This window comes from Pseudomonas sp. MF08875 (assembly GCF_059862525.1).
Genome location: NZ_JCBCUW010000022.1, coordinates 87,201 through 96,540, shown reverse-complemented (window position 1 = coordinate 96,540; position 9,340 = coordinate 87,201). Strand labels below are relative to the sequence as shown.

At 57.2% G+C, this 9,340-nt stretch carries 7 protein-coding genes; 4 read left to right on the top strand and 3 right to left on the bottom strand.

Going from position 1 to position 9,340, the window contains the following annotated elements:
- A partial coding sequence (locus AC19YT_RS14925; protein WP_500610529.1) for a hypothetical protein occupies positions 1-1,016 on the top strand: 1,016 nt, incomplete at its 5' end.
- Between the two features lie 396 nt (positions 1,017-1,412).
- On the opposite strand, the gene AC19YT_RS14920 is transcribed toward AC19YT_RS14925, so the two are convergent.
- The 3 genes from AC19YT_RS14920 to AC19YT_RS14910 all read right to left on the bottom strand — a co-directional run bounded on the left by AC19YT_RS14920 (position 1,413) and on the right by AC19YT_RS14910 (position 5,075).
- Complete coding sequence (locus AC19YT_RS14920) at positions 1,413-3,647, bottom strand: TonB-dependent receptor (protein ID WP_500610528.1); 2,235 nt, start codon at positions 3,645-3,647, stop codon at positions 1,413-1,415.
- Between the two features lie 110 nt (positions 3,648-3,757).
- A complete protein-coding gene (locus tag AC19YT_RS14915; protein WP_095108373.1) occupies positions 3,758-4,159 on the bottom strand; it encodes a ParB N-terminal domain-containing protein in 402 nt (133 codons plus the stop codon).
- Positions 4,160-4,184: 25 nt separating this feature from the next.
- Positions 4,185-5,075 carry an HpcH/HpaI aldolase/citrate lyase family protein gene (locus tag AC19YT_RS14910; protein WP_500610527.1) on the bottom strand — a complete coding sequence of 297 codons (891 nt, stop codon included), beginning with the start codon at positions 5,073-5,075 and terminating at the stop codon, positions 4,185-4,187.
- A gap of 630 nt (positions 5,076-5,705) precedes the next feature.
- Here AC19YT_RS14910 and AC19YT_RS14905 point away from each other — a divergent pair.
- The 3 genes from AC19YT_RS14905 to AC19YT_RS14895 are packed head-to-tail and all read left to right on the top strand — an operon-like array spanning position 5,706 to position 9,330.
- Positions 5,706-7,082 carry a type III PLP-dependent enzyme domain-containing protein gene (locus AC19YT_RS14905; RefSeq protein WP_500610526.1) on the top strand — a complete coding sequence of 459 codons (1,377 nt, stop codon included), beginning with the start codon at positions 5,706-5,708 and terminating at the stop codon, positions 7,080-7,082.
- A gap of 5 nt (positions 7,083-7,087) precedes the next feature.
- Positions 7,088-8,140, top strand: coding sequence for a PLP-dependent cysteine synthase family protein (locus AC19YT_RS14900; RefSeq protein ID WP_500610525.1), 1,053 nt, complete (start codon positions 7,088-7,090; stop codon positions 8,138-8,140).
- Positions 8,141-8,169: 29 nt separating this feature from the next.
- Complete coding sequence (locus tag AC19YT_RS14895) at positions 8,170-9,330, top strand: NAD/NADP octopine/nopaline dehydrogenase family protein (protein ID WP_500610524.1); 1,161 nt, start codon at positions 8,170-8,172, stop codon at positions 9,328-9,330.
- Positions 9,331-9,340: the final 10 nt, after the last annotated feature.

The following is a 9,340-nucleotide window of genomic DNA, read 5'->3' as shown; positions in this document are numbered from 1 at the left end:
TGGCTGAAACCTTGGGCAAGGCCGAGTTGAAGGGTCGCACGTTCGGGGATACTGAGTTCGTGATAGGACATAGTGGCAGCACCGTACCGGAAAGGTCAGGTGTTGCACTCAGTTTTTGCGGCCGCCCAGTCTCGGATCTGTCTGCACTCAAAATCTGGAATTGGTGTCTTGCTCTGGTCACTGCGCTAATCTTCGCAGTGACCCTAAGGCGAGTATGGCCTCAAGATCTTAAACACCAGAACACCCTAATTGTTCTAGCGTGCCTACCCTTCTTAATAGCTGTTGAACCCATGCACTCACACCACCAAACACTGTGGGCGCACCAGGTCATGCAGCCAGTTATTGCCACTGCCCTGTATCTAATTGTGGGGAGGATGACGACACGTAGAGCTATTGCGCTGGGAACGCTGTGCTTCGTCGCTTGCTGGATCGAGTGGACAGCGTACCTGCTTTGCATAGCATGCTTCTTTGTCGTAGTAGTAAAATCCGAAAAAGACAGCCAACTAAAAAACGTGACTATATTTTCAATAACTACACTCCTAGGAGGACTTTCCGTTCTTGCTTATTACTGGCAACTCGTCGGAATAGAACCATATTTCCGGTCACTAACAGAAAGATTTACCAGCAGATCCGCCGCTGTCTCATACTACAATTGGGGGGACTGGCTTCTATCTCTGATGCAATCATTTGGCCCATGGATTGCTGCCATCGGCCTCTTGCTAATCGAGCTATTTACATATCGAAAAAATGATAGCAATACAAATATTCCAGCCACCTTAATAGCTGTATCAGCATTTATTCTTTTAGAAAATGCACTAATGCTTGAACACGCCATTGTTTATACGTTCGACAGACTGAAGTGGGCATTTCTTATCGGCCTGCTGATTTACTCAATAGGGCGAAAGGCAATTTCGGCCAATGAGCGGTCTATCGTATGGGTAACAGTTATTCCGCTATTAGCATCCGCCTACTCTATCTACCAGTATATGGACATCTATAAACCATACTGGCGTTAGGTCATCTCACAGCGAGCCACTGCCAGTACGGCGCTCCGGTATAGCGTAAAGCGATACCGAAGCCCGGACTGAGTGTGAATTCACCGGCAGTGGCGTTGAACTGAACGTTATTGATAAAAACGGCCCTTGCTCCAATAAATGTAACTACCTGAACCAGCCCTGTTCTATTAATTATTTTTTTACCGCTCCAAAAACCCCACATTCAGCGCCGCGATTTGATGCCTGATGCTGTGCTCCGATCTCTTTCAGAAACCAGCTGCCATGATGCGGCCCGATGCCAAAGTTGAAAAAATGTAGCTCTACCCTAAACCCGTAGATCGCCTCTGGTTCCCTAGACACTCTCCAGACCAATGCTCGGGCAGGCAGCAGCAACTAGGCCGCGCCTGCCCTTGGGCATCAGAAATCGACCGTTGCGGACAACTGCAAGGTGCGCGGATAACCCGGCGAGAACGCGCCATATGAAGCGACACCCGACCAATACTCACGGTCAAACACGTTCTGCACCGTTGCGCGGAATGTCGTCGGCCGGCCTTCGATCTTCGTTGCATAACGTGCGCCGGCATCGAAACGGGTCCAGGCATCCAACGCCTGGGCGTTGGCCTGGTTGACGTACTGGCTGTCGGTATAGATCGCACCCCCTGTCAGGGTGAAGCCCTCCAGCCATGGCGTATCCCATTCAGCCCACAGATTGGCCTGCACGTCCGGTACGCCGACCGGTTTATTGCCGCGGTTGGCGGCGGTGGCCGAATCGGTCAACTTGCCGTCCAGCACCGTTACGCCCCCCATCAAGCGCGTACCCGGCGCCACTTCGCCGAACAGGCTCAATTCGATCCCGCGGTTGCGCTGCTCGGCTTGTACCGAGAACACGTTGCCCAAACCGATCTCACCGCTGGGTTTCTCGATCTGGAACAACGCCAGTGTGGTCATGAATGTGCCGTGTTCGTATTTCACGCCTAGCTCATGCTGCTTGGATTCGTAAGGCGCGAATGTCTCGCCGGCGTTGGCAGCCGTGCCTGGGGCAATGTCACCTTTGCTCAAGCCTTCTACGTAGTTGTAATAGAGGGAAACGTCTTCCCAGGGCTTGACCACCACGCCCACCAGCGGGGTCGTGGCGCTGTCGTTGTACTTTGAACTGACCGAACCCGCGGCATTGTAGTTGCGTGATTCGATCTGCTGCCGGCGTACGCCAAGGGTCAGTTGGAAGCGGTCGTCAAGCATGGACAGCGTGTCGGTGAACGCAACGCCGGACAGGTCCGACTCGGAAACACGCAACACTTTCGGTGAGCGGATGTGCTGCTTGGGTACATCGATCGGGTGATAAATGTTCGAGTGGATTTCGGTGCCGCTGTTGATCCCGCGGGACAATTCATCCTGATACTGGGTCGCCATCAGCGTGGTCGTATGGGTGATCGGCCCGGTGGCGAACATGCCACGGGCGCCAATATCGGCGGTCGAACGGTCGACGTTGAATTTGTAGTAACCCGGCGTATTGCTGGTATCCCCCGCCGCGTTGAGGATGCGCGGCACCTGGTCGGACAGGCGCTTGACGTCCGACTTGCCGCCACCGGCATGGGCGAACACGGTCAGGCTGTCGCTCACGTCATATTCACCGCCGAGCAACGCCGACTGCTCCTTGGTGTCCGACCAGCCCCAGGCCTGCGGCAGGTTGGTGCGGCCATTGGGCGCGGACGGAACCTCAACGCCCGGGGCAATGGTGAAAGGCCGTGAAGCACCCTCCCAGCTTTCCTTCTGGCTGATGTAGTCCAGGTTCAGGCGCAAACGCTCACCGCGATAATCCAGGGCGATGGCGCCAACGCCCAGATCCCGCTGTTGCTCCTCGATGGCGGTATCACCGCCCTGCAGGTTGCCGTTGAAGCGCACACCGAACTGGTTCTGCGAACCGAAACGGCGGCTGAGGTCCAGGTGACCACCCACTTGGGAGTCGGATGCGTAAGAAGTGGTGACCCGGGTCAGGTCTTCGTCCAGCGGCCGCTTGGGCACGATGTTGATGACCCCGCCTACCCCGCTGTTCGGCGAGATACCGTACATCAATGCGCCCGGCCCCTTGAGCACTTCGACACGTTCGGCATATTCGGTGAATACCCGGTAGTTGGGTGCCACGCCGTACACGCCGTCGTACGCCAGTTCACCCAGGTTGCCCTCGCCGATGGGGAAGCCACGAATGAAAAATGAATCGACGATGCCTCCTGTCTGCCCGGTCGAGCGCACCGAAGGATCGCGCTCCAGCGCATCGGCCACGGTCACGGTTTGCAGGTCGGCCAAGGTCTTGGCGGTGTAACTGGTGACGCTGAAGGGCGTGTCCATCACGTCTTTGTTGCCCATCATGCCCAGCCGTGCACCGCGGGCAACCTGTCCGCCGGCGATCACCGGCGTTAATGCGGTCGGGCCGTTGTAGCGGCTGTTGATGTGGGTGGTGTCGAGTTCCAGCGCATCGCTGCGCTCGCCCGTCGCCGTTGGGTTACTGGATGACTTGTCGGCGGCAACGTCCTGTTGCTCGGGGCTTGCAGCCCAGGCGTTGGCGCTTCCTGCGACCAGAACAAAATTCAACAGCGCGGTACGGATGGCGAGTGTTAACAAGCGCTCACCGCTGGGAAGACGGACAACAGGCATGACGTGAGGATCCTTTTCAACAAGGGAAAATGCTAATCACTCCTATTGCCAGTCGGTCTGCGAAAAAGTATCACCTTCGAAAGCGTTTTTTTCATCGAGCCCCGCCAAACCTAGCCGTACAGGCATTCCAGCGGGATGGCGACCACCGGTAACGCGGGTTCAAACGCGTGTCGGGTGGTCTTGTACGCCAGGATCTCGCCCCGGGCGATGGTGCTGAAAATCCGTGCCACATCGAACGCCTGCCCGGTTCGCCAGTGCCACACGCACACCCGCGGATCGGCGTAATCGAGCTGGATGCACGGCACGCGCTTGAGGCCCAACTGCAACGCCGCGTTGAAACGGTGGTTACCGTCCATGACGATGCCTTGCGAGCGCTCGACGATGATGGGTTCCAGCCACTGCCCTGCCCGCGCGATCGATTCGCGCAGCAGCGTGACATTGGCCGGATCGACCTGTTCCGACTGCACAACTTCGCACAACGGCCGCAACGCGATCTGATAAGCGTGTTCCATGGTCAACCTCCTGATTGGCCCGGTTTCAGCAGGCATCGGCGCCAGACACCGGCGCGTGTCGGCGGGCGACCTCAAGCAGGCGCTGGGCGTGTTCGATCAGCGGCAGGTCGACCATTTCGCCATCCACTTGCACCGCGTGGCTGCCCGACGCGACCGCCCTCATCACCCGGCCGGCCCAGGCCAATTGCCGTGAATCGGGCAGGAAGGCCCGTTGCACCGGCCTCAATTGCGCGGGGTGGATGCACAGCTTGGCGCCGAACCCCAGTGAACGCGCGTAGTGCGAGTCCTTGGTGACGACCGCCAAATCGCTGATCGCCGGGGTAACCCCATCGATCGGCGCCGGCAGATCAGCCGTGCGCGAAGCCAGGACGATGCGGTTGCGGGCGAATAGAAACGCCTCCGGCGTTTGGCTGCAGTCGATGTCGAGGGAGAAGTCCAGCGAGCCGAATGCCAGCCGTGCCACACCCGTAATGGCTGCGATCGATTCCACCTGTTGCAACCCCTTGGCGGTCTCGATGATTGCGATGATTTTCAACCCGGGTTGCCATTCCAGCAGATGCTCGACCACCCGCGCCAGCGCCTCGGGGCACTCGGCCTTGGGCAGGAAAATGCCATCGCATCGCTGGGGATGCCGCATGTTGCAGAGCCAGCTCAGATCCTGGCGAAACAGCGCACTGCTGATGCTGTTCAGGCGGATGTATCGTTCGCAGGAAACGGTCTCGGCGCCCTCCTGCCAGCTCCCGATGGCAACGCGGGCGGCGGCTTTGCTCTGTGGGTGAACGGCGTCCTCGAGGTCGAGAATAATTGCGTCCGGCCCTGCCCCGACCGCTTTGGGAAACCGTTCGGGCCGATTGCCCGGTACAAACAGGTAGCTGATCGCGAGTGGGGTCGTGCTGCTGAATCGATCGGATTGCATGGCATAGCTCCTAGGCGTGAAACAGTCGTGGTTACTGACACATTTACGGGGCCTCGGGCAGCCCATTTGCGGGCCTGTCCGGGCCTTCTCGAAACAACCGCCAACACCTTGTTGTTCAAGGTATTAAAGGGGTTTTTAATCGGCGGGCGAACGCGTCCTTGAGCGTGTAAATACACGTTCATTGATTCGCCTTGCGCAGGTCTTTATTCAAAAATACCTGAAAATCTTACTTGATAATCATTCCTGTTCGCAATATTGTTCACGCCGTCAAGGGGAACTACCCGAGTTTCTAAACACGCAATTTGCACCTCGGTAAGTACATGGCGGTGATGTCATTTGAATCCCCGCCACCGTGCCATCACCGGGAATTGGCCATCAACTAATGGCCCGTCGAAACATCCGTACAAACCTTATGGAATGGGGTTGTCATGCAATTATTTTGTGAATCATTTATTGCAATCGGCGCGATGGATCCAACTTTAGATATCGCCTGGCGGCCGCCTCCGAGTTGCGTGGGCCTTCGTTTTTAGCGAGCCAAAAACGGTATCTATCGATAACGAGAAGTTGTCGAACTATCAATGGCGAGATTGTTTTCGACGCCAAGGGGCAACTATGCATGCAATAAATTCAATGCCTGCCGAACAAACAGCCGAAGTTCATCAGCCAGGCATGTTAAAGCCGCTGATCGACCCAATAATTTCCACGCTTATCAACCAATCCCCGGGGATACTTACGGAACTGGTCAAGTTCCATGGTTCACCTTTGAATCTGGTATGGCCGCATGCCTTTGAGCTAAATACCCTGGCATTGCTGGCCGTATTGAAACAGCACAACCTGTCTTACGAAATGTTCTACGGTGCCAAGGCCAACAAGTCACAAAGCCTGCTGGAAGCGGCAGCGCAGTCAGCGATCGGCATCGATGTATCGAGCATCCACGAACTGCATGCGGCGCTGCGGGCAGGTGCATGTGCTGCGAAAATCTGCGCCACGGGCCCAGCCAAAACCGCCGTATTTCATCAGGCTTTGGTGGGTGCTGGATCGCTCATCTGCATCGACTCGCTGGAGGAGTTAGGTCACCTGCAAGGTGTACTGCAAACACAGTCGCCCTTCAGCAAAGCCAGAGTATTACTGCGTTACAGGCCCACAGACAGCCCCAAAAGCCGCTTTGGCATGGGCACGGCCGACTTGCTTGAAGGCCTTCAAAAGCTGACGAAACACACCGATATTTTCAATTTTGAGGGCTTCCATTTTCATCTGGGCGGCTATGGGTTCGAGTCCCGCGCACAAGCGGTGCGAGAGGTCGGCGGATTCGTCGAGGCGGCTCGGGAGATGGGCTTGAACCCGCGGATGATCGATATCGGTGGCGGCTTGCCGGTACGTTATGTCGAGCCGCACGCCTACGCCCATTTTTTTGAGAACGATAATAAGCCGAGTCATTATTACAACCAGAAAGTTCCAGGCGATTATTACCCATACGGCGGCGAACTGAGCGCATCACAATGGCTTGGCTTATTACTGGATGCTGAATTTTCGCCCGGGTTATCCATCGCCCGTTATTTCAAGCAACAACACATCACCCTGGCCCTGGAGCCGGGCCGTAGTCTTGTCGATCAAGCGGCGATTTCAATATTTCGCGTCACCCGCACCAAGAAACTTGCCGAAAACAAAGCCGTTATTTTTGTTGAGGGCAGCAGCTTCAGTGCGTGTGAAACCTGGTTCGGCTCCGAGTATCTGGTTGATCCTTTATTAATCAGCTCACCGGGCCTGCCATGCACTGCGACGCAAGCTTACATCGCCGGCCACAGTTGTCTTGATGATGATGTCATCACCCATCGCCTAATCAACTTTTCCACTACACCACAGCCCGGTGATTTATTGGTTTACGTCAATACCGCCGGTTATCAAATGGACTTGCTGGAGAACGAATTTCATCGCCACCCCCTGCCCCGCCGGTTGACGGCGACCTGTTGTACGCAAGGTAACTATAGGTTTTCACCTGACTACTAAAGGGAATGACTGTAATGATATTGAATAAAGTCTCGGACCTTATTGGTAACACGCCCATCTTAGGCATTGATGTTCCCGGCACTAACGCGCGGTTGTTGCTCAAGATTGAAAAGAACAACCCCGGGGGCAGTATCAAAGACCGCATGGCGCGCAATATGGTGCTGGCTGCACTCAAGTCCGGGCGCCTCAAACCGGGTGGCGTGGTCGTCGAGTCGTCCTCTGGCAACACCGGGATCGGCCTGGCCATGGCTGCCGTCGAGTTCGGCCTGCATTTCATTGCGGTGGTGGATCACCACGCCGCCCAGGACAAGATCGCGGTCATGAAGGCCCTCGGTGCCGACATTCGCTTCGTCAAAGGCACCTACCGCGAAGATGAAGTGGCGGTGGTCGAGCGCCAACGACTTGCCGCAGAACTGGCCAGCCAGATTCCCGGTGCCGTGTTCATGAATCAATCCGACAACGCGGCCAATGCTGGCGGCTACAGTGATTTCGTGCGCGAGACCATTGGCCAGGCCCAAGGCGTTATCGGTGCCTACGTCGGTTGTGTCGGCACCGGCGGTTCGATGACCGGCATCGCTCGCGGCCTGAAGCTACACAACCCCGACACGGTGACCGTTGCGGTGGAGCCTGCCGGCTCGATTGTCTTTGGTCATCCTGGCTACCCCTACTACCAGTCGGGTACCGGCACGCCGGCTGGGGACACCGTCGGCTTGGTGCTCGACTACAGCTGTATCGACCTGGGCGTGCAAGTCACCGATTCCCAAGCGTTCGAAACTGCGCGCTATATCGCCCGCAACCTCGCCTTACTGGTTGGCGGCTCAACCGGCGGGGCGATTTTCAAGGCGCTGGAACTGATCCACAAAGGTGTGTTGAGCGGCAACGTGGTGGTGCCGATTGCCGACGGTGGCGAAAAGTACCTGCACACCGTGTTCGACGATAAATGGCTGCAGGAACGCGACCTGATCGACCCCAGCATCGCCCCCCAACTGGATGCCTGGCTGGGCAAGACCCAATGGCTGGACGCCGTTTCCGCGCCGCTGCAACTGAGCGTCGCATGACCCTACCCTTCACACAGGAACGCCTCTCGATGAATCTGTTGAAAGTTGCCATTTGTGGGGGTGGCAGGACTGGCCACCTCAACGCCATCCTGTTCAAGCAGCTGCCCCATGTTCAGGTTTCGATGCTCACTCGCAATCGCAGCATCATCGAACAACATGCCCTGCAGGTGCCGATGCAGGCGCTGTTGCCCGACGGCTCCACTGTGCAAGCCCGACTGGACCGGGTGAGCACCGATGCAAGGGCGGCGGTTGAAGATGCCGACATCGTCATCATCACCGTGCCGGCCCATGCCCGAGCGCAAACACTGAAAGACATCGCGCCTCACCTCACTACCAGCAAACTGGTTTACATCGGCGCGATTCCGGGCTTCTGCGGTTTCGACTGGCTGGCCGAAGCCACCCTGCCCGACCGCCCGAACCTGGTGATCTGGGGCATGAAGGATGTCCCGCATACCGCGTTCGAGCTGACGCCGGGACGGTCGATCAAAATGGGCGGCGGCAAGAGCCGGCTGTATGTGGCCACCCATGCCAGGGAGCCGCAGTCGGCACAACGACAGCTGGAAAAAATTCTCACCCGACTGTACGGGCCTTGCGTGACGATGCTGGATGATTACCTGGAGATTACGCTGACGCCAGGCAACCCGATCATGCACAGCTCGGTCATTTATGGGCTGATCGGCCCCTACGGCCAATGGCATCGCAAGATCTTTGCGCAGCCCCTGTGTTGGTGGAACGAGTGCCCGGAGCTGGGCGCCTATTTCCTCGAACGCATGGATCAGGAAAGCCAGGGGTTGTGCGCGGCCATCAGCCAGCGCATGGGCATTGACTTGTCATCGGTCAAGTCGCTGAAACAGGAAATCGTCGAAGCCTACGGCGAGCAGATCCGCGACCCGAGCAGCATGCTCTCAATCCTGCGCACCAATCAGGCCTACAACAATATCCTCGCGCCGATGGTGCCCGCTCCCGGCAACCGCGCCGGCTATGTGATCGAGCGCCAGAGCCGTGCCTTCAACGAAGACATTGCTTACGGTTTGGTGCTGCTGGTGGAAATGGCCAGGCGCTTGGACTTCAAGGTGCCCTATATGGAAGAAGTCCTGAACTGGAGCATTGGCTACATGCAAGGCCTGGGCGATTGCGCGCTCGACTACTTCCCACACCAATGGCCACGCCCCGCAACCGCTGCGGCCTGAACCCTTTATT